Raw genomic sequence first — 23173 nt, forward strand, 5'->3', positions numbered from 1 at the left:
TATCCGAACAGGCTACCTGGAGCCTCAATTCCAGGAGGTGCCCCATGATCGGCATGGACCGCCGCACCGGCCAGCCCCTGTCGGGCGTGGCCCACCTGCGTCAATCCATCGAGGACATTCTTACCACGCCGTTGGGCAGCCGGCGAATGCGTCCGGAGTACGGCAGCCAGCTGCGCCGTTACGTCGACCTGCCGGTCAACGAAGGCTGGAAGAGTGCGGTGCAGGCCGAGGTGGCCAGGGCCCTGGGGCGCTGGGAGCCGCGGCTGAAGCTGGAGCGGGTCAAGGTCGTCGCGGTGCTCGATGGCCAGGTCAGCCTGGCCTTGAGCGGTCGTTACCTGGGGGATGACGCCCTGGTGGAGGTGACGGTATGAGCCAGGTCGACCTGTCGAAACTGCCCGCTCCGCAACTGCTCGAAGACCTCGATTTCGAGGCGCTGTACCAGGAAGACCTGGCCAGCTTCCGCGCCCAGCTGGGCGACGACTGGACCGCCAACCTGGAAAGCGACCCGGTGACCAAGCTGCTCGAAGTCGGCGCGTACCGCAAACTGCTCAACCGGGCACGGATCAATGACGCGGCCAAGGCGCTGCTACTGGCCTATGCCCAGGGCAGCGATCTGGATCAGCTGGCGGCCAACGTCAGCCTGCAACGCCTGGTGATCCAGGCGGCGGACCCGGGCACGATTCCACCGACCGAGGCCGTGCTCGAATCCGACGACGCCCTGCGCGAACGGGTGCAACTGGTCTACGAAGGGCTGACCACCGCCGGTCCGCGTAACAGCTACATCCTCCATGCCCGCAACGCTTCGGGGCGGGTCGCCGACGCGACCGCCGAAAGCCCGTCGCCGGCGGTGGTGGACGTTACTGTGCTTAGCCTGGACAACGACGGCGTGGCCAGCCCCGAGCTGCTGGCGCAGGTAAACGCCTACCTCAACGACGACGATATTCGCCCGGTCGCCGACCGGGTCAATGTGCGCAGCGCCGAGGTGCTGCCGTACCGCGTCGAGGCAGTGCTGCACATGGCCGACAACGGCCCGGAGTTCGAGGCGATCCTCAGCGAATGCCGGCGCCGTCTCCAGGCCTGGGTCAATCCGCGTCGACGCCTTGGCGTCGAGGTCGCCCGCTCCGGGATCGATGCGCAGTTGCACATTGATGGCGTAAGCCGTGTCGAGCTGGTCGGTTGGAGCGACATTCGCCCGAGCAAGGCCCAGGCCGCCTGGTGCACCGGCATCGTACTGCGGCGGGGAGGTTGATATGCAGAGCCTTCTGCCGCTCAACCGCACGCCGCTGGAGCGGGCCATCAAGGTGGCGGCCGACGAGGACCTCAAGGTCACGTTGCGCACCCTCTACAACCCCGACACCTGCCCGGCGCACCTGCTCTACCAGCTGGCCTGGGCCTGGTCGGTGGACCGCTGGGACGACAGCTGGAGCGAGGCGATCAAGCGCTCGGTGATCCGCTCGGCGTTCTTCGTCCACGCCCACAAGGGCACCCTCGGCGCTCTCCGGCGGGTGGTCGAGCCATTCGGCTACCTCATCGAGGTGCAGGAATGGTGGCAGACCCAGCCTGCCGGCGTACCGGGGACCTTTGCCCTGAAGGTCGGGGTGACCGACACCGGCATCAGCGAGGAAACCTACAACGAACTGTCGTCGCTGATCGACGACGCCCGGCCGGTCAGCCGCCACATGACTGGTCTGGCGATCAGTCTCGAAAGCCGTGGCGGTCTCTATTTCGGCTGCGCGCTGCAGGACGGCGACGAACTCGACGTCTACCCGCCGGCACCTCCTGACCTGATCGTCAGTGGCGCCATGGGGCGTGGCGGCCGGGAACACACAATCGATACCTTGGACATTGCACATGGTTGACCAGAATTCCCAGTTCTACGCCATCCTCACCAACGTGGGCGCGGCGAAACAGGCCAACGCGGATGCCTTGGGCATCCCGTGGAAAATCACCCAGATGGGCGTGGGCGACGCCAACGGCACCGACCCCACCCCCAACGCCACCCAGACCAGCCTGATCAACGAATGGCGCCGGGCGCCGCTGAACCAGCTGAAGGTGGACGACAAGAACAGCGCGATCATCGTCGCCGAGCAGGTCATCCCGGCGGATGTCGGCGGCAAGTGGATCCGCGAGATCGCGCTGTACGACGCCGATGGCGACATGGTCGCCGTGGCCAACTGCGCGCCGACCTACAAACCGTTGCTCAGCCAGGGCTCGGGGCGCACCCAGGTGGTGCGCATGAACCTGATCGTCAGCAGCGCCAGCAACGTGCAACTGAAGATCGATCCAGCGGTGGTCCTAGCCACTCGTGAGTGGGTTACCGAGGAGCTGGCGCGGCAGGACTTCAAGCATTCGGTGCAGGTGGCTACGACGGCAGCCATCTCGCTGAGTGGGTTACAGGTGATCGATGGCGTTGCATTGCAGGTTGGCGCTCGGGTTTTGGTGAAGAACCAGGCGGCAGCCAAGGACAATGGTCTCTACTTGGTCGCCGCAGGCGCATGGGTGCGCTGCACTGATGCTGATACCGATACCAAGGTTACACCAGGGCTTCTGGTGCTGATAGAGAGAGGCGTAGTCAATGGCGATAGTGCTTGGCAACTAGTCAGTGATGGTCCGATCACGCTGGGAGTAAGTGCACAGGACTATGAAATGGCCTTCGGTCGAAGTGGAGTAGGCGCGGGTACTTATCGCAGTGTCACGGTCGATAAATATGGACGTGTGACAGCCGCAAGCAATCCGACTACGGCTGCTGGATATGGCCTGACTGATGTCTATACCAAAGCCCAGGTTGACAGCGCTCTGCTGCTTAAAGCACCGCTCGCAAACCCAGTACTTACGGGTGATCCCAAGGCACCCACACCACCAACAACAGACAACGATACGTCAATTGCCACTACCGCATTCGTACGAAATGTACTGGCTCGTTATGGTTTGGCAACAAATGTCGCGTATGTGTGGGCTGGTAATATTGATCAGCTTAACGAAACAGGTCTGTATATCTCTTCGACGATTACCAGCGGTACGTTTCCTGTATATGCGCCAACCGGGGAAACCATCGTTGGTGGAATGTTGCTTCATTTGGAGCGAGACTCTGAAAAGTCCGCCTTGCAGTTCTGGGAGTCTGTCACCAACGGCGTGGGGGGGGCACCAGGCGGGCTGACTTTTAAGCGATCTCGTTTTCTTAACGGTACTTGGAGTGCCTGGGCGCAATTGTGGGACAGCCTCAATACACCGAAGATGGCCTCGCAGACGGACAACACACCGGGTCGGATGGTGACTTCCGGTGCCTATGGGTTGGGCGTGGCCATCGTCAACGGCGAGGTGGACCTAAACAAGTACACCGTTCCTGGCAATTACATGACGCCGATAGCGGGTATGATAAACCTGCCTACCGGATGGGCAAATGGTTCGCGTCGCTATTCGCTGGTCGTCAACGGTTTCAATGATAAAAACTATCTGACTCAGACGCTTACTTCTGGACAATCAGGGGCGATATCCGATCCGGTGTTTCAGGCCGTTCGAGTGATGTCCGATGAGCAGAAATGGTCACCGTGGCGGGTACTTGCATCTACGGATAGCCCGGCACTCATAGGTAACCCCGTAGCACCGACACCTGGACGGGGTGACATTTCGACGCGCTTGGCTACAACCGAGTTCGTCAAAGAGAGCGGTTTTACCCTGTCTTCAAAAGTCGTGTCCGCTGCGGTGGGCTCCACACTGACGGCCGAACATGTTGGGCGCTTGACCTACATGGGAGGTGTCGGTGCTTGGAGTGGCAGTCTCCAGTTACCGTCCTCGGGAATTGCAACCGGTTCGGTCTTCACGATTTCGGTGGGCGATGGTGACGGGACGGTGACCATAAAGAAACCCGTAGCTGCTGGTGGGTACATCAGCATCGGATCCAGGCAGTACGACACAATCACCATCCGCTCCAACGAGCTACCGGTTATGTTGATGTGTGTATCCGACAATATCTACACGGTGATCGCTGGTGGCTTGTCCAATACCCCTGGGTATTCATCCCTAATTGCTATGAACGGTTGGGCAAAAAATCCCAATGGGTTAATTGAGCAGTGGGGGACAATCTATCTTCCGGCAAACATTTCAACAGCCAATATTGATACGGTTTTCCCATTGAGATTTCCTAACGGTTGCCTGTCCGTTGTCGCGAGCATTGGCGTAACGATTGAGGATTATGATCGTGTGTCCTATTACCGACAGGATCGACAGTCAGTAAGTATTGGAAAGCCCAGTACTCTGGGCTTTGATGGGCAGGCTTTCTGCGATACCAATCCTGCAGACGGGCGCACGGTGCAGTGGCGCGCGATCGGCTTTTGAGGAGTAGTCAATGTCAATTTTCGTGGTGAAAGGTGAACGTACGTTTTACAACGATGAGGTTCATCAGGATATTCCGGAGTCTGGTAAAAAAATTTCTGATGAGCTCTATGGGCAACTTTTACAGGCACAATCGGATTACAAAACCCTGGATTTCAGCGTATTTCCACCTGCGATCCTGGAACGTGACAAAGTGTGGCCAGCATTCACAGAGCTGCAAAGATTGATCGATGATCAGGTGGCAATCATTTATGCGAACTGGAGCCGTTTTGAAAAGGAGCATCTTGCTCGTGAAAATGCTGCCCGACAATACAGGAATGCCGGCTATCAAAGCGATGCCGGAATCTGGATCAAGAGTTACGCGGACTCCGCAGGCGTGAGCTGCACCGAAGCTGCTGACCTCATCATTCAGCAGGCTGAGCAACAACGGATGGACCAGGAGGCTCTAGCGGTACTGCGCATGCGCAAGCATGAACTGGATATTGCCGATGGCGAAGCCCGATTCGAACGCTATCAGTCTTTGGTGCGAGAGATCGAACTAATCACCAGTTCTAAAGCCAAGTAACTTCTGCCTTTCAGGAGGCCCCACATATTCGGGGCGTTGTTCATCCTGCCCCCCTTCCAGGCCCCGCACCCGCGGGGCTTTTTCATATCTGAACCTGGAGTAAACCTACATGAGTGGATTCTTCCACGGCGTCACCGTGACCAACGTCGACACCGGCGCCCGCAGCATCGCGCTGCCGTCGTCCTCGATCATCGGCCTGGTCGACACCTTCACCGAAGGCCCGGGCGTCACCGCCAAGGCCAATGACCTTATCCTGATCACCAGCGAGCGCGAAGCGGTCGCGGCGTTCGGCCAGGACGCGGCGATCACCAAGGCCTGCCGCGCCATCTACAGCCGCGCCAAGGCGGTCATCGTCGCCTGCGGCGTGGCCAAGCTCGAAGATGCCGCCGAGCAGACCTCGGCGATCATCGGCAACGTGCTGGCCGACGGCAAGCGCACCGGCCTGCAGGCGCTGCTCGACGGCAAGAGCCGCTTCAACGCCCAGCCGCGCCTGCTGGTCACCCCCAAGCACAGCGCCACCCAGGCCGTCGGCACCGCCCTGGTGGCCCTGGCCGACAAGCTGCGCGCCATCGCCATCATCGACGGCCCCAACACCACCGATGAAGCGGCCATCGCCTACGCCAAGAACTTCGGCGCCAAGCGCGCCTTCCTGGTCGATCCGGGCGTGCGCTACTGGGACAACGCCGAAGAGGCCACCGTCGACGCGCCGGGGTCGGCCTGGGTTGCCGGCCTGTTCGCCTTCACCGACCGCGAGTACGGCTTCTGGGCTTCGCCTTCGAACAAGGAGTTCGTCGGCATCACCGGCACCACCCGCGCCGTGGAGTTCCTCGATGGCGACGACACCTGCCGCGCCAACCTGCTGAACAACGCCAACATCGCCACCATCATCCGCGACGACGGCTTCCGCCTGTGGGGCAACCGCACCCTGTCGAGCGACCCGAAATGGGCTTTCGTCACCCGCGTACGGACCATGGACATTGTCATGGACGCGATCCTCTACGGCCACAAGTGGGCCGTCGACCGCTCCATCACCGCCACCTACGTCAAGGACGTCACCGAAGGCCTGCAGGCCTTCATGCGCGACCTGAAGAACCAGGGCGCGATCATCAACTTCGAGGTCTTCGCCGATCCGGAGCTGAACACCGCCAGCCAACTGGAGCAGGGCAAGGTGTACTGGAACATCCGCTTCACCGATGTGCCGCCTGCCGAAAACCCCAATTTCCGCGTCGAAGTCACCAACCAGTGGCTGACCGAAGTCCTCGATTCCGCCGCTTAAGGAGCGCATCCGCATGGCAATGATTCCCGAAACACTGGCCAACCTGAACCTGTTCGTCGATGGCGTCAGCTTCCAGGGCGACGTGCCCAGCCTGACCCTGCCCAAGCTTACCCTGAAGATGGAAGAGCACCGCCCCGGCGGCATGGACATGCCGGTCGAGATGGACCAGGGCATGGAGAAGCAGGAAGCCGCCTTCACCACCACCGGCGTGCGCCGCGAGTCGCTGAAGTTCTTCGGCCTGGCCGACGGCACCGCCTTCAACGGCACCTTCCGCGGCGCCTTCAAGGGCCTGAAGGGCAAGATCAACCCGGTCATCGTCACCCTGCGCGGCTCGCTGAAAGAGATCGACATGGGTGACTGGAAGTCCGGCGACAAGGCCGAGATCAAGCACAGCGTCGCCGTCACCTACTACAAGCTCGAAGTCGATGGCCGCCTGGTCTACGAAATCGACGCCCTGGGCATGAAGCGGGTGATCGACGGCGTCGACCAACTGGCCGCCCAGCGCGCCGCCCTGGGTCTTTAAGGAGAACGCTCGATGGCTCAAGCGAAAAAATTGCCGCAATGGCTGACCGTCGACGCCGAGCGCGTGACCGTGCGCCTGTCGCGCCCCAGCGAGGCCAACGGTGTGCAGGTTGACAGCCTGTCGCTGCGCGCACCGACCGTGCGTGACATCCGCAATGCCCAGGCCGGTGGCGTGGGCGATGACGAGCAGCGCGAACTGAACCTGTTCGCCTCGCTCGCCGAGGTTGGCGTCAAGGACCTCGAGGGCCTGGCCCTGAAGGACTACAGCCGCCTGCAGACTGGCTATTTTCGCCTGGTGCAGGACGACGAGGTTTGACCCTGCCCGGCAGAAAGCCGCCGCCAGGCGGCTGGCCAAGGAGCTGAACTTTTCCGCCAGCGAAATCATGACCATGTCGTACAGCGACATGGTCTGGTGGTTGGCGGAATGACAAGGAGGAACCCATGGCGAACACACAGGTGTTCACCCTCGGGCTCGGCGTCAGCGCCGACAGGCCGTTGGGCGCCGCGTTCGATAAGCTCCGTCAGCGCATCGGACACTTGCGCATGGAGGCGGATGGCACCCGCCTGGGACGCCTCATCGCAGAGGTGATCCGTCTGGGGTTGGAGCTGGACAAGGCGGGGCAGGTCGGCAGGAGGCTGGCCGGTGAACAGGCAGGAAGTCATTACACGCAGGTCGAGCGCTTGCGCGATGAAGGCGATCGTGTCGCTGATCTGCAGCAGGCTTACGTTCGCCTCGGGCAGGTGATCGCGGGGTTGCCGCGACTCAAACCGTTGCCCGCTCGCAGCGTCTGGCACCCACCCTTGCTGCTGCCGGCGGCGAACGGCAAGACAACGGTTGGGACGCCGGTCAAGCCGACGACACCGGCCAAAACCACATCCACGCCCCGTAGTGCCGGCGAGAAAACCAGAATCGTCATGGCAAGCCTGGGTGGGCTTGCCGCAGGGGGGATTGCGGCATACAAGGCCAGTCGCCGTCTGTCTCCTGAAGAGCGGCAGCGGGCCGTCAAGGCGGTCAATAGCAAGACCGAGATGGGCGCTGTTACAGCGCTGCTGAAGGGCACCGAGGCAATGGTGACCGGTGAGGATGGCCGGGCGAAGTCCAAGGGTGTCGGTGCTGCCATCGGCGAGCTTGCCGGCAACCTCCTTGGCGCGGCCCTTGGGGCGGCGAAGGGCGGTGCGAGCGGCGGCAAGCGTGGTGAGGAGTACGGCAGCCTGTTTGGTGCCTACCTGGGCGATAAGCTTGGCGGTCGCGCTGGCGAGGGGCTGTACGACTTCTTCACCGACAGCAGTGACGACAAGGGCAGCAAGCCTGAGGCGTCTGCGGATAATTCTGCCACGACTGCATCGCCGCTCCAGTTGGCCGGGCCCTCGGTCAGCCTGTTCGAGGCACAGGTTGACGCAGGCACGCTACCGGCCTTGGGCAGCGCCTTTGGCGAACTCGGGGCCGGCGCTACACTTGCGGGTCAACGCTTGTTGGCTCTGGGTGATGCAACCGGGTCTGGTGCACAGGTCCCTCTGGTAGCTGCACCCATGCAAGCACCCGCTAGCGGTTTGCTGAAGGCCGTGACGGATAAGCCACCAGCAGCACCCGCTTCAACGCCAGTCACGCCGTCCTCAGCAGCAGCCGACGCTCCCAAGGGAATGCTCGCCAAGATGGGCGGTGCCGTTAAATCGCTCGGCAAGCCAGCGGTACTTGGAGCCGTGGGTAAAGGCCTTGGGACATTCACCAGTGACAAGTCCGATAGCGAGAAGGCCGAAGGCTACGGCAATGCTGTAGGTGGTTTGGTCGGCACGCTGGTTGGTGGTGCTTTGGGCTCGGTCGTGCCGGGCCTGGGAACTGTCGTCGGCTCCACGGTCGGCGGCATGGTGGGTGAGGCGGTCGGTGGCTGGGTCGGTAAAACCTGGTTCGGTGGTGACAAGGAGGTTGCCAAACTGGCCGCCGGAAACGTGGAGTCATCCGCAACGCCTGCTGCCGAGGGTGATCCGGGGGGCGCGAAGTCTGCAAGCAACAAGATTGCCGCGGCAAGCGAACCTGCCAAGGAAGGCGCGCAAGCTTCCCAAACGGCTCAACCTACACCCGATGCAGCCTCAGCACCGGAACCCAGGGGCGTTGGCGCGGCGATGAAGGTCCTGGCCAAGCCTGCGGTGCTGAAAGCGACTCGGCAAGGGTTGGAAACCTTCACCAACGACAAGCCTGATGGCGAGAAAGCCGAAGGCTACGGCAGCGCCGTCGGTGGGTTGGTCGGGACGCTGGTCGGCGGGGCCATCGGCTCTGTCGTGCCGGTGCTCGGCACCACCTTCGGTGCCGCACTGGGTGGGATGGTGGGCGATCAGCTCGGCGGTTGGTTGGGCAAGACCTGGTTTGGCGGCAAGGATCAGCCGGTCAAAGGGGATGCTGCAGCCAAGGCCGGCGGGGCTACGTCCGCTGCGCCCAAGGACACGCTCGAACAGAAGGCCGTACCCGGTGATGTGGTGCGCTCGATAAGCAGTCAGGTGACACCTGCACAGGGGCCGCCCGCCGTTACATCGACACCTGCTGCCACACCGCCGGCAGCCGTCTACAACCAGCAGTTCACGTTCACCTCGAACATGCCCGTCAGTGTCACCAATAGCCTCGACGACCCAGGCACGCTTGCGCAACTGGAGACCATCGCCCGTCGCCAGCTCGAGGAACTCATGCGCCAGGCCCGTTCCGCGCAGTTGGCCGACACCCCACATATCGCACTTTAAGGAGGATCCATGACCTATCTGGAGCAGCTGCAAGCCACGCTGCACGCCCTGGTCAAGGCGGGAGAGGCAGGGCGTCGGCGTGCCGACGCCATGCTCGATCCGATGAACGACGCGATCGTCCATATACAGGGCGCGGTGGGTGAGCTGGAAGGCTTGCCGGTGGTTGGCCCGATCATCGGGGCCAAGCTGCAGCGCACCATGCGCGCAATCACCAACGCCCAGGCCCGGGTTGCCAAGGTGGTAGCCAAGTATGACCAGACGGTGGCGGTGGTGCGCCAGGTGCGTGATCGCATCGACGGCTTCGCCGCCCATGCCGCCAAGGCCGGTGCGGCGATTCGCCGTGTGGTGGGGGAGGTGCGCTCGACCGTCAATGGCGTGCTGTCGACGCTGGGCTTCGCGCCCGAGGCGACGCCGGCTGCCGAAGCGGTCAAGCCGTTCCCGCACTTGCTGGTGCTGCAACCGCTCAAGGCGGGCGCGGCGCCGTACTACTTCAACCTGGACACCGCCGCCTTCGACCAGCTGCGCCGGCAGACGCGCTTTCGCTGGGCCGGGCAGGAGCGCCTGAGCCGCGCGAACGCCCAACAGGCGGTCAGCCTGGGTGAGGAGAGCATCAACATCCGTGGCGCGATCTTCCCCGGGTTCAAGGGCGGCCTCGGCCAGTTGCAGACGCTGCGCAGCATCGGCCGCCAGCTGCTGCCGCTGTCATTGACCACCGGTTACGGCGAGGTGCTCGGCACCTGGTGCCTGACCAGCATCGAGGAGGAGCAGAGCGTCCTGCTGGCCGGCGGCATTCCGCGCAAACAAGGGTTTTCACTGGAGTTCGTGAGCTATGGCCAAGACCTGCACAACGTCTGAGGGCGACCTGCTCGATACGCTCTGCCAGCACTACTACGGCCACTTGGCCGGTACGGTCGAGGCCGTGCTGGATGCCAACCAGGGGCTGGCGGACGAGGCGCAGCCGTTTCGCGCCGGGGTGAGGATCCTGTTGCCCGAACTGCCGATGACGACGAGCGATACCGTGCAACTATGGGACTGATCTGGAGCCTCAATCGTGCAACCCCAATTTCGTATCACCGCCGATGGCAACGATATTACCACCCTGATCAACGACCGTTTGCTGCTGCTGCGCACCACCGACAAGCCGGGCCTGGAGTCCGATGAGTTCGAACTGCGCCTCGATGCGCGGGACGGCGCCCTGGCCTTGCCAGCCAGGGGCGCAATGCTCGAAGTGCACCTGGGTTACGCCGGTCAGCCATTGAACCGCCTGGGTCGCTACACCGTGGACGAGGTCGAGCTGTCCGGACCGCCGGACACCCTGGTGATCCGCGGCAAGGCGAGCGACCTGCGCGGCAGCGGCAAGACCATTCGCAGCGGCAACTGGGAGAATTCGACGCTGCAGCGCATCGTCGCCGAGATCGGCGCCCGCAATGGCTGGCAGGCGGTGTGCCCGGTGGCCGTGCAGGTGCCGAGGGTCGACCAGTACAGCGAGTCGGACTTCAACTTCATCACCCGCCTGGCGCGCCTGCACGACTGCACCGCCAAGCTCGCCAACGGCCAGTTGCTGGTGCTGCCGCGCCAGGGTGGGCAGAGCGCCAGCGGCAAGCCCCTGGGGATGATCGGTATTGCCCGCAGCGACGTCAGCCAGTGGCAGTTTCGCCTGGCTGACAAGAGTACCCACAAGGCCGTCAGGACCCGCCACCAGGACAGCGCCAGCGGGCGCCTGCAGGCGGTGGAACTGGTCAATGACGATGCGCCGGACGGCCTGCAGCCGGTCTACACCGACCGCCACCTGTACCCCAACCGCGCGGCGGCGGAGCAGGCAGCCCGCGCCCGGCTGGCCAGCTTCAACCGCGACACCGCCAGCGTGCGCCTGGACATGCCCGGGCGCACCGACCTGTTCGCCGAGCGCGCCATCGATGTCCAGGGCTTCCTGGCTGGGCTCGATGGGCACTACCTGATCGAGTCGGTCGAGCAGGTGTTCACCAGCAGCGGCTGGCGCACCACCGTGCAGTGCAACGGCGGCCGCCAGGGCAAGGCCAAGGCCAAGGGTTCCGCGCCTCGGCGGGCGGGTTCGCTCAAGGCCTGAGACAGGGCGGTGAGGGTTTCCCGATGCCTGCCGGCGGTGGCGTTCCCTATAGTCGCTGTCAGCCGGCCGCATCACCCTGTTTCCGAGCTCCAGATCAGGTGCGGCGCTCGCCATACCTTGAATCCTGTGAAAGCCACGCGCTTCGAGCCATCGCCCATGAGCGAGCCACAGGCGGCACCGGCCGCCTTTCGATCAGACCGCAATGGAGAATGCACCGATGCCGCTCACTGAACAGCAACTCAAGCAGATCTACCCGCTCGCCGGCCAACGCGTCGCCGCCTTCCTACCGGCGCTGAACACGGCCATGGCCAACTGGGAGATCGACCACCCCAAACGCATTGCCGCGTTCCTGGCCCAGGTCGGCCATGAGTCCGGTCAGCTGCGCTACGTCAAGGAACTGGGCGGCGACCGCTATCTGGCCCGCTACGACACCGGCAGCCTGGCCTTGCGCCTGGGCAATACGCCCGAAGCCGACGGCGATGGCCAGCGCTATTGCGGCCGTGGCCTGATCCAGGTGACCGGACGCAACAACTACCAGGCCTGCAGCCGTGCGCTGTTCGGCGACGAACGCCTGCTGGCGCAACCGCAGATGCTCGAGCAGCCGCGCTGGGCCTGTGAATCGGCAGCCTGGTTCTGGCACTCGCGCGGGCTCAACGCCCTGGCCGACCAGGGTGAGTTCAACCGCATCACCCGGCACATCAACGGCGGCCTGAACGGCTTGTCGGAACGCCTCGAACTGTGGGCGCGGGCGCGGGAGGTGCTGTGCTGAGCCGCCTGCAACTGGCGCTGTGCCTCGGCTTGATGGCGCTCTCCGCCGCGTTGGCCTGGCAGCTGCAGGGCTGGCGCCTCGGACGTCAGCTGGCCGAGCAGGAACAGGCGCTGGTGCAGCAGCGCCTTGACCAGGCCGAGGCGCTGCACGGCCTGCTGCTCGCCGAACGCGATCAGCGCCAGGACCTCGAACAACGCCTGCATGACAGTGAAGCGAAATATTTCCAGGAGCTGACCGATGCCCAACAGACTCAGGCTCGCCTGCGTGACCGCCTTGCTACTGCCGATCTGCGCCTGTCGGTCCTGGTCGAGCGCGACACCGCCTGTGCCCCAGTGCCTGCCGCCGCCGGCGCCAGCGGCGTGGATCATGGCCCCGTACGCGCCCGACTTGACCCGGCGCATGCTCGACGAATTGTCGCCATCACCGACGAAGGCGACCGTGGACTGATCGCCCTGCGGGCGTGCCAGGCTTATGTGCGTGCACTGTCGCACTGATCTGCATTTCTTATCTTTTTTCCATGGCCGGCCTCACTTTCGTGGGGCCGGCCATTTTTCAAGCAAGCCAATTCAAGGAGTAGAGAATGGGCGAAAAGAACATCATCGTGGACCGTGGCATTCCCTCTTCGGGTTCCTCAGGTGGAGGGGGACGCGGTGGAAGTTCAACGGGAGGCATCACTATCCCTTTGGGTGTCAATGGTGAACCCTCCCACCATGCACTCAACGTTGCCGCGCTGATGAACGGCACAGTGCTTGAAGCGGTGCTGGAGGGGCAGGGTTGGCCAAGCCCGGATGCCTACTATGACCTGGGCGTCGATATGTGAGGCATGTTGCCCTATCAGATCGTCGAGATGCGTAATGAACTGAGTGACAGCTACCTCAGAAAGGAGCGCAACCTGCCGGCCAGCCTCAATGCCGAGTTGGCTGCGGCCGAAGCCGCCGCGGGTAGCACTGCGGCGCTGCCGGACTCGAAGAAAGCCGAGCGCTCCATTGGGATCATCAAGTCGATGATGGCTACTCGCGACCAGCAGATCGCATTCAACCGTGGGCGACTGGGCACGGAGCAGGGCGGTCGTTTCGATGACCGCAGCATCAAGGAAGTGATCGACGAACTGCGCAAGCTGGACGATTACGATGTGCCAGCGGCACTGGATGTCGAGCTTTCGCTTTATACCGCAGCCCTGGCCTTGTATGTCGACTTGAAGGCGCAGGAGCAGTTGCGCGAAAAGCTCGATGCCCTGGAGAAGGCGCGCCGCGATGCCCTGGAGAAAGAGTCCTACAAGGAAGCGGCCACCTACGCCAGTGATATTGGCAAGGAAATCGCCAATCGCTTTGGCAACCAGGTGGCGCAGGCCGCCAACGACATGCAGAAGGGCATCGCGGGCAAGCGCATAGGCAGCTACCAGGAGGCCTTGAAGGCCTTCGAAAAGCTGTCGCAAAACCCTGGCTTGCGGCTGAACGCCAAGGACTCGGTGGCGGTTGCCCAGGCACTTGAGGCGCTGGACAAGGCCACGCTTGGCGATAACATGCTGCGTTTGGGCAAGGCCTTCGGTGTGACCGGTGGCGTCATTCAGGCTGCCGGGCTGGTTGACTCGGCAGTGAGCGGTTTCAAGACCGGTGACTGGAAACCCTTTCTTCTGGAACTCGAAAGTGCTGTCGTCGGCAAGGTGGCGGGCAGTCTGGCGGGCGCCATGGCTGGCATCGCCCTGGGCTTTCTGGTTTCCGTCCCCGCTGGCGCAGTGGCGGGAACCGTTTTGGCGGCCGTCTTCATCGGGGCTGCCAGCTCATACTTCGATACCGAGAAGGTCGACCAGATCAATCAGTGGGTCACGGGCGTAGTAGCACCCTGATACCTTTGCACCGAGCGCGCACAATGTTGCTCTCGGTGCCTCGCAACCTGTCTGTGCAAGGAGTTGTGACGTTGAATGCGAAACACACGGCCAGTCACTGGCCGTTGTATCTGATCACGGTCTCGAGCCTTGTGCCGGTGTTCCTGCTAGCCTGTTGGGTGCCGACGCTGAGTCAGGAGCAAGCCTTGGTCTTGGATCGCCTGCTTGACCAGCATCTGCTGGGGCAGGTGGGTGTCTGGTCGTCCAATTTTGCGCTGATGTCCAAGGCGGTCGCCAACTATGTAGCGATCGCCGCACCGTTGTGTTCAATCGGCCTGGCGCTGCTGGTATGCCGCCATCATCTACGTCCCTTGGAGCTACTGCCGGTGCTGTCATTGCGCCGCCAGTTATTTTTCCATGTCGGTTGGGTGGTGGTGGTTGGGGTGCTACTTGCCCAGAACTACTTCGGCTACACAGATTTCGCCCACCATCGTGCGAAGTTTCGCTGGGTGGGCAATCACCCTGGTTTGTATCCCTTTTTTGCCAGCATGATGTTGCTTGCGCTCGAATTCGCGTTCGTCTTCAGCTATGTCGTGCTGGTGCATTACCCATTGCTGCGCCTGGCCTATCGGCGTAAGGCAAGCCAGGACTGAGCCTGGCTTGAATGGTAGGGTATGGCGGTCGCAAACGAGGAGCCGCCATGGACCCGATCACCGTACTCTCCACCCGCCTGGGCGAACACCTGCGGCGCTTCAACGCCCAGGTGAGCACCGCCGAATCCTGCACCGGCGGCGGCATCGCCGAGGCGATCACCCGTATCCCCGGCAGCTCGGCCTGGTTCGAGGCCGGCTATGTCACCTATTCCAATGCCCAGAAAACCCGCCAGTTGGGCGTCCCCGAGGCGTTGTTCGCCCAGGTGGGGGCGGTCAGCCAGGAAGTGGTCGAGGCCATGGTGCGGGGCGCCCAGGCCGCCAGCGGAGCGCGCTTCGCGGTGGCGGTCAGTGGCGTGGCCGGGCCAGACGGCGGTTCGCCGGCCAAGCCGGTGGGCACGGTGTGGCTGGCCTGGGCTGACGGAACCCACGTGAGCAGCGAGCGCCGGCACTTCGACGGCGACCGCGAAGCGGTGCGCCGACAGACGGTGATAGCCGCGTTAGACGGCTTGTTACAGCTTGGTGCGGAGTAAATCGCCCGACGGGGGTTTGCGGAAACGAATCGCTGTGGAATAATACTGGCTACTTATACAGTTATTCCGGCCGTCAGGGCCACGTCGAACACGTGAGGATTTCAATGGACGACAACAAGAAGCGCGCCTTGGCTGCGGCCCTGGGTCAAATCGAACGCCAATTCGGCAAGGGTGCGGTCATGCGCATGGGCGACCACGAGCGCCAGGCCATCCCTGCCATTTCCACCGGTTCCCTGGGCCTGGACATCGCCCTGGGCATCGGCGGCCTGCCGAAAGGCCGTATCGTCGAGATCTACGGCCCGGAATCCTCGGGTAAAACCACGCTGACCCTGTCGGTCATCGCCGAAGCCCAGAAGAACGGCGCCACCTGCGCCTTCGTCGACGCCGAGCACGCCCTCGACCCTGAGTACGCCGGCAAGCTGGGCGTCAACGTCGACGACCTGCTGGTCTCGCAGCCGGACACCGGCGAACAGGCCCTGGAAATCACCGACATGCTGGTGCGCTCCAACGCCGTCGACGTGATTATCGTCGACTCCGTGGCCGCCCTTGTGCCGAAGGCCGAGATCGAAGGCGAGATGGGCGACATGCATGTCGGCCTGCAGGCCCGCCTGATGTCCCAGGCCCTGCGCAAGATCACCGGTAACATCAAGAACGCCAACTGCCTGGTCATCTTCATCAACCAGATCCGTATGAAGATCGGCGTGATGTTCGGCAGCCCGGAAACCACCACTGGTGGTAACGCCCTGAAGTTCTACGCCTCGGTGCGCCTGGACATCCGCCGTACCGGCGCGGTCAAGGAAGGCGACGAAGTGGTCGGTAGCGAAACCCGCGTCAAGATCGTCAAGAACAAGGTTTCGCCACCGTTCCGTCAGGCCGAGTTCCAGATCCTCTACGGCAAGGGCATCTACCGCAACGGCGAGATCATCGACCTGGGTGTGTCCCAAGGCCTGGTGGAAAAATCCGGTGCCTGGTACAGCTACCAGGGCAACAAAATCGGTCAAGGCAAGGCCAATGCCGCCAAGTACCTGCAAGAGAACCCGGCCATTGGCAGCGAGATCGAGAAGCAGATTCGCGACAAGCTGCTGACCGCGGGTGCCGCCGCCGCTGCAGCAGCTGCCGCCAAGGCCGGTGCAGCCGAAGCCGATGCCGACGACCTGGCTGACGCCGACGCCGGTTATTGATTGGCCCCATGTCCGTCGTACTCGACACCCCCGTCGCCGTTCGGCGGACAGCCATGGACCTGCTCGCTCGCCGCGAGCATGGTCGCGTCGAGCTGACGCGCAAGCTGCGTCAGCGTGGCGCACCGGACGAGCTGATCGAGCCTGCGCTCGATCGGCTGGCCGAAGAAGGGCTGCTCAGTGAGGCCCGCTATCTGGAAAGCTTCATCCGCTACCGGTCCAGTGCCGGCTACGGCCCCGCGCGAATTCGCGAGGAGCTTGGCCAACGCGGCTTGAACCGTGGCGATATCGACCAGGCCCTGCGCGACAGCGAAGTGGACTGGGCGACGCAACTGCGTGATGTCTGGCAGCGCAAGTTCGCCGGGCAACGCCCGCAAGATCCACGCAGCCGGGCGCAGCAGACGCGTTTTCTCGCCTACCGTGGTTTCCCCATGGACATGATCGGCCGGCTGCTCAGCGGTCGCGATCTCGACGATTATTGATGCCCTGTACGGCTGACACCCATGCGTGTCAGCCGTACAGGGCATTTTGCGTTCAGCTGACCCGCAAGGCTTCCCGGGCGCGCTGGGTGGTGTGCATCGGCTGGGGTTTGGCCCAGTTCTCCGGCAGATTGATGAAGTCGACCAGTTCGCGCAGGCGGCCCTGGTCGCGGCCGTTGAAGGCAAAGGTCAGGCGCGTCAGGTGGCTGAAGTTGCCTTCCTCGTGTTCGGCGCCGCTGTCCGGTTGCTGGTGGTACCTGCCGCTCAGGCGCAGGTCGGCGAAGCCTTCTTCCACATCATGCAGGGCCGCCTCGCTCAAGGGGTGGTGCATGCGGATCACGAACTGGCTCTTCAGCCAGCGGCTGGAGTGGTAGTTGCTGTAGAACTGGTTGATCTCCTCGACCGCCTCGTCGGCGCTGTGCACCAGGCGCACCAGCTTGAGGTCGCTGGGCAGGATATAGCGGTTCTCTTCGAGCTGGCGGCTGATGAAGGCCAGGGCGTCCTGCCAGAAACTGCCGCCGGGCGAGTCGAGCAGCACCACCGGCACCAACGGGCTCTTGCCGGTCTGGATCAGCGTCAGCACCTCCAGCGCCTCGTCGAGGGTGCCGAAGCCGCCGGGGCAGAGCACCAGCGCGTCGGCTTCCTTGACGAAGAACAGCTTGCGGATGAAGAAGAAATGGAACGGCAGCAGCTTGTCGGTGCCATTGACCGTGGCATTGGCGTGCTGTTCGAACGGCAGGGTGATGTTGAAGCCCAGGCTGTGGTCGGTGCCGGCGCCTTCATGGGCGGCGGCCATGATGCCGCCACCGGCGCCGGTGATGACCATCAGGTCCGAGCGCGCCAGCGTTGCGCCCAACTCCCGGGCCAGGGCGTACATGGGGTGTTCCATTGGTGTGCGCGCCGAGCCGAACACGGTGACTTTGCGCCGCCCCTTGTAGTGCTCGAGGGTGCGGAAGGAGTGGTCGAGCTCACGCAGGGCTTGCAGGGTGATCTTGGCGTTCCAGCGGTTGCGGTCGTCGTGGGCCATGCGCAGCACGGTCAGCAGCATGTCGCGGTACAGCGGCAGGTTGGGACTGTTCGGCGCGACCAGTTGCAGTTGTTCGTCGATCTTGCTCAGGTCGATGCCGTTGTCCCTGAAATGGTTGAACAGCAGCTCGTTCGATTGGTAAGGCATTCAACGTCTCCTTCTGCAGCAAAACCTCTGACCGGGTCGATGGCGTGTCCCGGCCGCGACACTGCGTGTGTCGCTGGCTGCTGTGGCTCGAGTGTGCCCCCCGAGCGTTGCAGTAGGCCTTCAAGGCCATGTTGCAGTGGCAATTCCATCGCGTTGTCGTTGTTATGGGTACTCGATATCAATCTAGACGCTGGCGCGGCTTTGTGCCGCCACAGGCGCGCACTACCGCCGGTCAGGCGAAAGCCAGTGACGACAGGGCTTTGGTTAACTGGGGGCAGTAAGGCGATACAGCGAGGTGACGGTATGCACCGGCTGGTGATCGAGGTGGATAGGCAACTGTTGCAGTTGCTCGAGTACGAGGCCAAGGCTCATCACCTGAGTCTTGAGGGGGAGTGCCTGCGCCGGCTGCAAGGGGCCGAGGCGCATTCGCGCTACTTGCAGGCCCTGCTGGCCGAGTTGCGCGCCGATGATGAGCAGCGGCGCGCCAGTAACAGCGATCAGTTGGCTTGAATCACTTCTTCTTGTTGCCGGCCGCGCAGCTGGCGGCGTCGAAGGCCTGGTCCATGACCGGCTGGTTGGTCTTGTAGACAGTGAAGCGGTAGACCATTACGGCACCCTTGGACATCAGCTGGCGGTAGCCGTTGTTACGGCACACGCTGTCACCCAGCTGGCTGCGAACCTGCGCGGGATTGGCCTGCATGCGCTGGGCGTGCTCCTGGCGTACACTCAGGTGATTGACCAGTGCCTTGCCTTCGACGGTGTAGCCCTGGTCGAGGATGTCCTCGTTGATGGCACGCGGGGTGCCGACGCTGCTTTCCTTGGCGACCTTCTGCAGCATCTGGTTCAGCTCGTATTCCTGCTTGGACGCAGCCTGGGCGGCCAGGGGCAGGGCGAGCAGCAGGCTCAGGGTCGGGACGATAAGACGCAGCATGGATCTCTCCTGGTTCGATGACTGGCGCTTTGACCAGCGCCGACGGGCGGCGTTCCATGAAACCGCAGGGTTTCCAGGCCGCCAGGACCTGCGAGTATAAAGGAGCGGCGCCGCTGGCTGCACGGCAAATGACGTGGGCTCTGGTAGACTGGGCGCCTTGTTTTCATCGAGTCGTCGCCGTGCCCCTCCCACTTCCCTGCCAAGGCCTGTTGCCATGAGCCACGCGGTAGCGCGCCTGCGCGCCGAACGCCTGGCGCGCAGCATCAAACCCTTTGTCGCCCGAGGCTCGCGCGCCGAGCGTTGCCCGGATTGCCGGGTGATCGCCACGCACTGCCTGTGCGCCTGGAAACCCCGGGTGCCGGCCGAGTCCGGCATGTGCCTGCTGATGCACGATACCGAGCCGCTGAAGCCGACCAACACCGGCTGGCTAATCGCCGACGTGATTGAGGACACTTCGGCCTTCGGCTGGCTGCGCACCTCGGTGGACGAGGGGCTGCTGGCGCTGCTGGACGATCCACGCTGGCAGCCCTACATCGTCTTTCCGGGCGAGTTCGTCAAGGAAGATCGGGTGGTCAGCGAAGTCGTGCGCGAGCCGGGCAAGCGCCCGTTGTTCATCTTGCTCGACGCCACCTGGACCGAGGCGCGCAAGATGTTCCGCAAGAGCCCTTACCTCGATCGCTTCCCGGTGCTGAGCCTGCAGCCCGAGCAGATGTCGCGCTACCGCCTGCGCCGTTCCAAGCGTGATGACCACTTCTGCACCGCCGAAGTGGCCGCCATGTGCCTGGAACTGGCCGGCGACGGCCAGGCTTCGCAGGCCCTGGACGCCTACCTGGACGTCTTCAGCCTGCACTACCTCAGTGGCAAGCGGCGCCTGCCGCTGGACGAGCAGGACGAGGTCCACCAGCGTTTGCATACCTTCCTATAGTCCAAGGGGCAGGCGCGACGGATTGGTTCATACTGTCGGGGCTGGCAGCCAGGGTAGGCGGGTTCGACCGGGCAAGTGGCTTGACCACCCGGGGCGTGCTCGGCATCCTTGGCGCCGCTTCGGGCACGACGAAGCTGCTGTTATCCCGGACTTCGCCGTGCCATCCCGGCCCGCGGCCCTGCCGTTCGCGCCATGAGTTGCCCGCCAGGCGTCTCCCGTATCCCCTGCGCCTGGCACAGAACAGGATCCATAGATCGATGGCCACATACGAAATCCTGATTGCCGATGACCACCCGCTGTTTCGCAGCGCACTGCGCCAGGCCGTTACCCTCGGCCTGGGCCCGGACGTGCGCCTGGTCGAGGTGGCGAGCATCGCCGAACTGGAAACCAGCCTCACCGAGAAAGCCGACTGGGACCTGGTCCTGCTGGACCTGAACATGCCCGGCGCCTATGGCTTCTCCGGCCTGGTCCTGCTGCGCGGCCAGTACCCGCAGATCCCGGTGGTGATGGTCTCGGCCCAGGAAGAGGCGGCCGTCGTGGTCAAGTCCCGCGAATTCGGCGCCAGCGGTTTCATTCCCAAGTCCAGCGAGCTCAGCAAGATCCAGGAAGCTGTGCGCAACGTGCTCGATGGCGATGTCTGGTGGCCGCCGCAGGCATTCGACAAGGTCGATGTGTCGGCCGAGGCCAAGGCCGCCAGCGAAGGCCTGGCCAGCCTCACCCCGCAGCAGTTCCGCGTGCTGACCATGGTCTGCGAAGGGCTGCTGAACAAGCAGATCGCCTATGAACTGAACGTTTCCGAGGCGACCATCAAGGCCCACGTGACGGCGATCTTCCGCAAGCTGGGGGTGCGCACGCGGACCCAGGCGGCGCTGCTGCTGCAACAACTTGAATCGGTTTCGGCCAGCTAAGTACCCGTGCATTCACGCTTTTTTGACTCAGGCTGGACTAGCCTTCGGGCCTTTCTCCGGTGAAGTGACGGACACACATGTCGCCATTCAAAGGCCAGACCGGCCTCAAACGTATCGTCAACGCCGCCAGCTATTCGCTGGACGGCCTGCGCACCGCCTTCAAGGGCGAGGCCGCCTTCCGGCAGCTGGTGCTGCTCAACGTGGTGCTGGTGCCGCTGGCCTTCTGGCTGCCGGTCAGCCGCGGTGAGCGGGCGATCCTCATTGCCGTGTGCCTGCTGGGGCTGATCGTCGAATTGCTCAATTCGGCGGTGGAGGCTGCCATCGACCGCATTTCCCTCGACCGCCACCCGCTGTCGAAGAACGCCAAGGACATGGGCAGCGCCGCGCAGCTGGTGGCCATGAGCATGGTTGCGGTGGTCTGGGGTGTGATCCTGCTTGGTTGACCTTCAAGCGATCGGCGGCAGCACGATTTCGTCGCTGCGCCGCACGCCTGCAGTAAAGCTGCGGCACAGTTCGAGGAACTCGCGCATGGCCGAGGTCTGGTACTTCTGTTTGTGCCAGATGAAGTAGAACTGCCGCGCCAGGTCCAGGGTCGGGGTCTCCACCGGTACCAGGCTGCCGCGGCGGAAAGCATCTCGCAGGGCCAGGCGTGAGATGCAGCCGATGCCCAGGCCCGACTCCACGGCACGCTTGATCGCCTCGGTATGTTCCAGTTCCAGGCGGATGTTCAGGTTGGCGCGGTGATGGCGCATGGCCTGGTCGAAGGTCAGGCGCGTGCCCGAGCCCTGCTCGCGCAGGATCCAGGCTTCATGGGATAACTGCTCGATACCGGCATGGCCGACCTTGGCCAGGGGGTGCTGGGGCGCACAGAACACCACCAGCTCGTCCTCCACCCAGGGCTGAACCTCAAGATCGGGATGGTTGCAGTCACCTTCGATTAGACCCAGGTCAATTTCATAGTGGGCGACCTGTTGCACGATATGCGCGGTGTTCTGCACGTGCAGCTTGACCTGGCTTTCCGGGTGTACCTGCATGAAGCTGCCGATCAGCAGGGTGGCCAGGTAGTTGCCGATCGTCAGCGTGGCGCCGACGGCCAGCGAGCCGAACCCCGACTTGCCGTTGAGCAGGTCCTCGATCTCCTTGGCCTGGTCGAGCAGGGCCACGGCCTGGGGCAGCAGTTGATGGCCCAGAGCATTGAGACTCAGGCGCTTGCCTGCGCGGTCGAACAGCTGGCAGCTGGACTGGCGCTCCAGTTCGGTGATCGAGGTGCTGGCGGCCGATTGCGACAAGGCCAGCACGCCGGCGGCCCGGGACACGCTCTGGTGCTGGGCGACGGCGACGAATACCTGGAGCTGACGGAGTGTGAATCGCATATCTATATAACCGATAACACATATCTTGATAATTCAGTTAACAGATATTGTCGCTGCCCCTAAACTATCGCGCAACTGCGCGTCTTGCGCGCGCCGCGTTTTCCTTCAGGAGCCCCATCGATGAGCAACATGAACCACGAACGTGTCCTCAGTGTGCACCACTGGAACGACACCCTGTTCAGCTTCAAGTGCACCCGTGATCCGGGCCTGCGCTTCGAGAACGGTCAGTTCGTGATGATCGGCCTGCAGCAGGACAGCGGCCGTCCGCTCATGCGCGCCTACTCCATCGCCTCGCCGAACTGGGAAGAGCATCTGGAGTTCTTCAGCATCAAGGTGCCGGACGGCCCGCTGACCTCGCAGTTGCAGCACCTGAAGGAAGGCGACGAGATCATCATCAGCAAGAAACCTACCGGTACCTTGGTGCTGGATGACCTGAACCCGGGCAAGCACCTGTATCTGCTGAGCACCGGCACCGGCCTGGCGCCGTTCATGAGTGTCATCCAGGACCCGGAGACCTACGAGCGCTTTGAGAAAGTGATCCTGGTTCACGGCGTGCGTTACGTCAACGAAGTGGCCTACCGCGAGTTCATTACCGAGCACCTGCCGCAGAACGAGTTCTTCGGTGACGCGGTGCGTGACAAGCTGATCTACTACCCGACAGTGACTCGCGAGCCTTTCGAAAACCAGGGTCGCCTGACCGACCTGATGCGCAGTGGCAAGCTGTTCAGCGACATCGGTCTGCCACCGATCAACCCGCAGGACGACCGCGCGATGATCTGCGGCAGCCCGAGCATGCTCGACGAGACCAGCGAAGTGCTCGACAGCTTCGGCCTGAAGATCTCCCCGCGCATGCGTGAGCCAGGTGACTACCTGATCGAGCGTGCGTTCGTCGAGAAGTAAGGCGAGCGGCAGGCATT

Annotated in this window: 28 protein-coding genes and 1 pseudogene; 26 read left to right on the top strand and 3 right to left on the bottom strand. The window is 63.2% G+C overall.

Translation table 11 applies throughout. From position 1 onward, the window contains the following. The first annotated feature begins 44 nt into the window (after window positions 1–44). The 21 genes and pseudogenes from AC25M7_RS20205 to recX all read left to right on the top strand — a co-directional run bounded on the left by AC25M7_RS20205 (window position 45) and on the right by recX (window position 16948). On the top strand, window positions 45–371 hold the full coding sequence (locus AC25M7_RS20205) for a GPW/gp25 family protein (RefSeq protein WP_028690641.1): 327 nt from the start codon (window positions 45–47) through the stop codon (window positions 369–371). Beyond that, entirely contained in the window at window positions 368–1249 is an 882-nt protein-coding gene (locus tag AC25M7_RS20210) for a baseplate assembly protein (protein ID WP_182323100.1), read from the top strand. Before AC25M7_RS20205 ends, AC25M7_RS20210 begins: the two co-directional genes overlap by 4 nt. A gap of 1 nt (window position 1250) precedes the next feature. Beyond that, window positions 1251–1859: a phage tail protein I gene (locus AC25M7_RS20215; RefSeq protein WP_486971390.1), complete on the top strand. Its 609-nt coding sequence runs from the start codon at window positions 1251–1253 to the stop codon at window positions 1857–1859. Continuing rightward, window positions 1852–2988, top strand: a pseudogene (locus AC25M7_RS20220) (phage tail protein); the annotation flags it as partial. The gene AC25M7_RS20215 and the pseudogene AC25M7_RS20220, both read left to right, overlap by 8 nt. Window positions 2989–4029: 1041 nt before the next feature. Beyond that, complete coding sequence (locus tag AC25M7_RS20225; RefSeq protein WP_476261450.1) at window positions 4030–4335, top strand: gp53-like domain-containing protein; 306 nt, start codon at window positions 4030–4032, stop codon at window positions 4333–4335. A 10-nt stretch (window positions 4336–4345) separates the two neighbouring features. Further along, window positions 4346–4897, top strand: a complete 552-nt coding sequence (locus tag AC25M7_RS20230; RefSeq protein ID WP_486971391.1) for a hypothetical protein — start codon at window positions 4346–4348, stop codon at window positions 4895–4897. 109 nt (window positions 4898–5006) lie between these two features. Then, window positions 5007–6173, top strand: a complete 1167-nt coding sequence (locus AC25M7_RS20235) for a phage tail sheath subtilisin-like domain-containing protein (RefSeq protein ID WP_069016700.1) — start codon at window positions 5007–5009, stop codon at window positions 6171–6173. A gap of 13 nt (window positions 6174–6186) precedes the next feature. Then, complete coding sequence (locus AC25M7_RS20240) at window positions 6187–6696, top strand: phage major tail tube protein (RefSeq protein ID WP_023628885.1); 510 nt, start codon at window positions 6187–6189, stop codon at window positions 6694–6696. Window positions 6697–6708: 12 nt separating this feature from the next. Next, window positions 6709–7011, top strand: coding sequence for a phage tail assembly protein (locus AC25M7_RS20245; RefSeq protein ID WP_028690637.1), 303 nt, complete (start codon window positions 6709–6711; stop codon window positions 7009–7011). Window positions 7012–7136: 125 nt separating this feature from the next. After that, the gene (locus AC25M7_RS20250; RefSeq protein WP_486971392.1) at window positions 7137–9425 is read left to right on the top strand and encodes a hypothetical protein; all 2289 of its coding nucleotides are present in this window, start codon (window positions 7137–7139) and stop codon (window positions 9423–9425) included. Between the two features lie 9 nt (window positions 9426–9434). Then, window positions 9435–10280, top strand: a complete 846-nt coding sequence (locus tag AC25M7_RS20255; protein WP_486971393.1) for a phage tail protein — start codon at window positions 9435–9437, stop codon at window positions 10278–10280. Beyond that, window positions 10255–10461 carry a tail protein X gene (locus AC25M7_RS20260; RefSeq protein WP_028690634.1) on the top strand — a complete coding sequence of 69 codons (207 nt, stop codon included), beginning with the start codon at window positions 10255–10257 and terminating at the stop codon, window positions 10459–10461. The genes AC25M7_RS20255 and AC25M7_RS20260 overlap by 26 nt, the downstream gene beginning before the upstream one ends. Before the next feature lie 15 nt (window positions 10462–10476). Next, a complete protein-coding gene (locus tag AC25M7_RS20265) occupies window positions 10477–11511 on the top strand; it encodes a phage late control D family protein (RefSeq protein WP_182323112.1) in 1035 nt (344 codons plus the stop codon). A gap of 217 nt (window positions 11512–11728) precedes the next feature. Then, complete coding sequence (locus AC25M7_RS20270; RefSeq protein ID WP_182323114.1) at window positions 11729–12280, top strand: glycoside hydrolase family 19 protein; 552 nt, start codon at window positions 11729–11731, stop codon at window positions 12278–12280. A 32-nt stretch (window positions 12281–12312) separates the two neighbouring features. Then, on the top strand, window positions 12313–12774 hold the full coding sequence (locus tag AC25M7_RS20275; protein ID WP_182323199.1) for a lysis system i-spanin subunit Rz: 462 nt from the start codon (window positions 12313–12315) through the stop codon (window positions 12772–12774). 86 nt (window positions 12775–12860) lie between these two features. Next, a complete protein-coding gene (locus AC25M7_RS20280) occupies window positions 12861–13100 on the top strand; it encodes a hypothetical protein (protein WP_486971394.1) in 240 nt (79 codons plus the stop codon). A gap of 3 nt (window positions 13101–13103) precedes the next feature. After that, on the top strand, window positions 13104–14126 hold the full coding sequence (locus AC25M7_RS20285) for a colicin-like pore-forming protein (RefSeq protein WP_486971395.1): 1023 nt from the start codon (window positions 13104–13106) through the stop codon (window positions 14124–14126). 71 nt (window positions 14127–14197) lie between these two features. Beyond that, a complete protein-coding gene (locus AC25M7_RS20290; RefSeq protein ID WP_182323120.1) occupies window positions 14198–14758 on the top strand; it encodes a hypothetical protein in 561 nt (186 codons plus the stop codon). Between the two features lie 47 nt (window positions 14759–14805). Beyond that, window positions 14806–15288 (top strand): CinA family protein, encoded by a 483-nt coding sequence (locus tag AC25M7_RS20295; RefSeq protein ID WP_028690617.1) that lies wholly within the window; start codon window positions 14806–14808, stop codon window positions 15286–15288. 104 nt (window positions 15289–15392) lie between these two features. Then, on the top strand, window positions 15393–16469 hold the full coding sequence (gene recA, locus AC25M7_RS20300) for a recombinase RecA (RefSeq protein WP_028690616.1): 1077 nt from the start codon (window positions 15393–15395) through the stop codon (window positions 16467–16469). An 8-nt stretch (window positions 16470–16477) separates the two neighbouring features. Then, entirely contained in the window at window positions 16478–16948 is a 471-nt protein-coding gene (gene recX / locus AC25M7_RS20305; RefSeq protein ID WP_028690615.1) for a recombination regulator RecX, read from the top strand. A 52-nt stretch (window positions 16949–17000) separates the two neighbouring features. Here the strand turns inward: recX and AC25M7_RS20310 are convergent, their stop codons facing one another. Further along, window positions 17001–18119, bottom strand: a complete 1119-nt coding sequence (locus AC25M7_RS20310; protein WP_028690614.1) for an LOG family protein — start codon at window positions 18117–18119, stop codon at window positions 17001–17003. Window positions 18120–18422: 303 nt separating this feature from the next. Here AC25M7_RS20310 and AC25M7_RS20315 point away from each other — a divergent pair, with 303 nt between their 5' ends. Further along, on the top strand, window positions 18423–18629 hold the full coding sequence (locus tag AC25M7_RS20315; protein ID WP_028690613.1) for a hypothetical protein: 207 nt from the start codon (window positions 18423–18425) through the stop codon (window positions 18627–18629). Between the two features lies 1 nt (window position 18630). On the opposite strand, the gene AC25M7_RS20320 is transcribed toward AC25M7_RS20315, so the two are convergent. Next, on the bottom strand, window positions 18631–19050 hold the full coding sequence (locus tag AC25M7_RS20320) for a quorum-sensing-regulated virulence factor family protein (protein ID WP_028690612.1): 420 nt from the start codon (window positions 19048–19050) through the stop codon (window positions 18631–18633). Between the two features lie 214 nt (window positions 19051–19264). Between AC25M7_RS20320 and AC25M7_RS20325 the strand changes: the two genes are divergently transcribed. The 3 genes from AC25M7_RS20325 to AC25M7_RS20335 all read left to right on the top strand — a co-directional run bounded on the left by AC25M7_RS20325 (window position 19265) and on the right by AC25M7_RS20335 (window position 21326). Then, window positions 19265–19975: a tRNA-uridine aminocarboxypropyltransferase gene (locus AC25M7_RS20325; RefSeq protein WP_028690611.1), complete on the top strand. Its 711-nt coding sequence runs from the start codon at window positions 19265–19267 to the stop codon at window positions 19973–19975. Window positions 19976–20232: 257 nt separating this feature from the next. Next, the gene (gene erdR / locus AC25M7_RS20330) at window positions 20233–20883 is read left to right on the top strand and encodes a response regulator transcription factor ErdR (RefSeq protein ID WP_028690610.1); all 651 of its coding nucleotides are present in this window, start codon (window positions 20233–20235) and stop codon (window positions 20881–20883) included. A gap of 77 nt (window positions 20884–20960) precedes the next feature. After that, on the top strand, window positions 20961–21326 hold the full coding sequence (locus AC25M7_RS20335) for a diacylglycerol kinase (RefSeq protein ID WP_028690609.1): 366 nt from the start codon (window positions 20961–20963) through the stop codon (window positions 21324–21326). 3 nt (window positions 21327–21329) lie between these two features. On the opposite strand, the gene finR is transcribed toward AC25M7_RS20335, so the two are convergent. Then, on the bottom strand, window positions 21330–22256 hold the full coding sequence (gene finR, locus AC25M7_RS20340) for a LysR family transcriptional regulator FinR (protein ID WP_028690608.1): 927 nt from the start codon (window positions 22254–22256) through the stop codon (window positions 21330–21332). Between the two features lie 120 nt (window positions 22257–22376). Here finR and fpr point away from each other — a divergent pair, with 120 nt between their 5' ends. Further along, window positions 22377–23156: a ferredoxin-NADP reductase gene (gene fpr / locus AC25M7_RS20345; protein WP_028690607.1), complete on the top strand. Its 780-nt coding sequence runs from the start codon at window positions 22377–22379 to the stop codon at window positions 23154–23156. Window positions 23157–23173: the final 17 nt, after the last annotated feature.

The sequence above is a fragment of the Pseudomonas sp. P106(2024) genome, assembly GCF_057480815.1.

What these genes read in the sequence shown, in the direction of transcription:
- AC25M7_RS20205 (WP_028690641.1), top strand. Translation starts at nt 45, where the DNA reads ATGATCGGCATGGACCGCCGCACCGGCCAGCCCCTGTCGGGCGTGGCC.
- AC25M7_RS20210 (WP_182323100.1), top strand. Translation starts at nt 368, where the DNA reads ATGAGCCAGGTCGACCTGTCGAAACTGCCCGCTCCGCAACTGCTCGAA.
- AC25M7_RS20215 (WP_486971390.1), top strand. Translation starts at nt 1,251, where the DNA reads ATGCAGAGCCTTCTGCCGCTCAACCGCACGCCGCTGGAGCGGGCCATC.
- AC25M7_RS20225 (WP_476261450.1), top strand. Translation starts at nt 4,030, where the DNA reads ATGAACGGTTGGGCAAAAAATCCCAATGGGTTAATTGAGCAGTGGGGG.
- AC25M7_RS20230 (WP_486971391.1), top strand. Translation starts at nt 4,346, where the DNA reads ATGTCAATTTTCGTGGTGAAAGGTGAACGTACGTTTTACAACGATGAG.
- AC25M7_RS20235 (WP_069016700.1), top strand. Translation starts at nt 5,007, where the DNA reads ATGAGTGGATTCTTCCACGGCGTCACCGTGACCAACGTCGACACCGGC.
- AC25M7_RS20240 (WP_023628885.1), top strand. Translation starts at nt 6,187, where the DNA reads ATGGCAATGATTCCCGAAACACTGGCCAACCTGAACCTGTTCGTCGAT.
- AC25M7_RS20245 (WP_028690637.1), top strand. Translation starts at nt 6,709, where the DNA reads ATGGCTCAAGCGAAAAAATTGCCGCAATGGCTGACCGTCGACGCCGAG.
- AC25M7_RS20250 (WP_486971392.1), top strand. Translation starts at nt 7,137, where the DNA reads ATGGCGAACACACAGGTGTTCACCCTCGGGCTCGGCGTCAGCGCCGAC.
- AC25M7_RS20255 (WP_486971393.1), top strand. Translation starts at nt 9,435, where the DNA reads ATGACCTATCTGGAGCAGCTGCAAGCCACGCTGCACGCCCTGGTCAAG.
- AC25M7_RS20260 (WP_028690634.1), top strand. Translation starts at nt 10,255, where the DNA reads ATGGCCAAGACCTGCACAACGTCTGAGGGCGACCTGCTCGATACGCTC.
- AC25M7_RS20270 (WP_182323114.1), top strand. Translation starts at nt 11,729, where the DNA reads ATGCCGCTCACTGAACAGCAACTCAAGCAGATCTACCCGCTCGCCGGC.
- AC25M7_RS20275 (WP_182323199.1), top strand. Translation starts at nt 12,313, where the DNA reads ATGGCGCTCTCCGCCGCGTTGGCCTGGCAGCTGCAGGGCTGGCGCCTC.
- AC25M7_RS20280 (WP_486971394.1), top strand. Translation starts at nt 12,861, where the DNA reads ATGGGCGAAAAGAACATCATCGTGGACCGTGGCATTCCCTCTTCGGGT.
- AC25M7_RS20285 (WP_486971395.1), top strand. Translation starts at nt 13,104, where the DNA reads ATGTTGCCCTATCAGATCGTCGAGATGCGTAATGAACTGAGTGACAGC.
- AC25M7_RS20295 (WP_028690617.1), top strand. Translation starts at nt 14,806, where the DNA reads ATGGACCCGATCACCGTACTCTCCACCCGCCTGGGCGAACACCTGCGG.
- recA (WP_028690616.1), top strand. Translation starts at nt 15,393, where the DNA reads ATGGACGACAACAAGAAGCGCGCCTTGGCTGCGGCCCTGGGTCAAATC.
- recX (WP_028690615.1), top strand. Translation starts at nt 16,478, where the DNA reads ATGTCCGTCGTACTCGACACCCCCGTCGCCGTTCGGCGGACAGCCATG.
- AC25M7_RS20310 (WP_028690614.1), bottom strand. Translation starts at nt 18,119, where the DNA reads ATGCCTTACCAATCGAACGAGCTGCTGTTCAACCATTTCAGGGACAAC.
- AC25M7_RS20315 (WP_028690613.1), top strand. Translation starts at nt 18,423, where the DNA reads ATGCACCGGCTGGTGATCGAGGTGGATAGGCAACTGTTGCAGTTGCTC.
- AC25M7_RS20320 (WP_028690612.1), bottom strand. Translation starts at nt 19,050, where the DNA reads ATGCTGCGTCTTATCGTCCCGACCCTGAGCCTGCTGCTCGCCCTGCCC.
- AC25M7_RS20325 (WP_028690611.1), top strand. Translation starts at nt 19,265, where the DNA reads ATGAGCCACGCGGTAGCGCGCCTGCGCGCCGAACGCCTGGCGCGCAGC.
- erdR (WP_028690610.1), top strand. Translation starts at nt 20,233, where the DNA reads ATGGCCACATACGAAATCCTGATTGCCGATGACCACCCGCTGTTTCGC.
- AC25M7_RS20335 (WP_028690609.1), top strand. Translation starts at nt 20,961, where the DNA reads ATGTCGCCATTCAAAGGCCAGACCGGCCTCAAACGTATCGTCAACGCC.
- finR (WP_028690608.1), bottom strand. Translation starts at nt 22,256, where the DNA reads ATGCGATTCACACTCCGTCAGCTCCAGGTATTCGTCGCCGTCGCCCAG.
- fpr (WP_028690607.1), top strand. Translation starts at nt 22,377, where the DNA reads ATGAGCAACATGAACCACGAACGTGTCCTCAGTGTGCACCACTGGAAC.